General features: G+C 76.9%; 1 protein-coding gene and 1 pseudogene. One reads left to right on the top strand and one right to left on the bottom strand.

From position 1 onward, the window contains the following. Positions 1 to 463, top strand: a pseudogene (locus tag A5673_RS29610) (hypothetical protein); the annotation flags it as partial. Positions 464 to 470: 7 nt separating this feature from the next. Here A5673_RS29610 and A5673_RS16650 read toward each other — a convergent pair. Further along, on the bottom strand, positions 471 to 886 hold a 416-nt coding region (locus tag A5673_RS16650), incomplete at its 5' end, for a MaoC family dehydratase (protein WP_197518403.1).

Below are 886 nucleotides of genomic sequence, written 5' to 3'. Positions count from 1 at the left end.
TGCGAACCAGAGCGCCCACCAGATCGGCAACGGCGGGCTCGCCGGGACGGGCGGGAACGGCGGCAATGCCGGGCTGATCGGCGCAGGCGGGGCCGGCGGCGTAGGGGGGGCCGGCGGAACCACCAACGGGCCCAGCAGCGGGACCACCGCCACCAACGGCGGTAACGGCGGCGGCGGCGGGGCCGGCGGCACCGGCGGCTACCTGTACGGCAACGGCGGTGGCGGCGGAACCGGCGGGGCGGGCGGGAACAACACCGGCACCGCCGCCAACGCCACGCGCGACGGCGGCAATGGCGGCGCCGGCGGCGCCGGCGGCGGCGCCCAGACCATCGGCAACGGCGGCAACGGTGGCGACGGCGGGGCCGCGGGCACCGGCCCCTCCGCTCCCGGCACCGTCGGGACCGGCGGGGCGGGTGGCAAGCGCGGCTCGCTGTTCGGCACCCCGGGTACCAACGGCACCTAGGCGCTAGCTAGCCCGCGTACTCCGCCGCGCCGTCGTCGAGCACCACCCTCGGGCCGGACCCTTCGGCGCCCGACGCCTCGGTGCGGAACACCGCCTTGCCCGGCTCGGTCCGCCAGATCAGCGTGGTCAGCGTCTCGCCGGGGAACACCGGCGAGCTGAACCGCGCGTCGATCGAGGTGACGTTGGCGGCCACGCCCTTGCCCAGCTCGCCGACCAGCGCCCGGCCCGCCACCCCGTAGCTGCACAACCCGTGCAGGATCGGCTTGGGGAACCCGGCCAGCTCGCGGGCGAACCACGGATCGCTGTGCAGCGGGTTGCGGTCACCGGAGAGCCGATAGATCAGCGCCTGATCCTCGCGGGTGGGCAGCGGGATCCGTGCGTCCGGCTCGCGGTCGGGGATCTCCGGCGCCACCGGCCGCTGGC

Source organism: Mycobacterium sp. E3198, assembly GCF_001667015.1.
Taxonomy (GTDB): domain Bacteria; phylum Actinomycetota; class Actinomycetes; order Mycobacteriales; family Mycobacteriaceae; genus Mycobacterium.
This window is presented reverse-complemented; position numbering and strand designations above follow the sequence as displayed.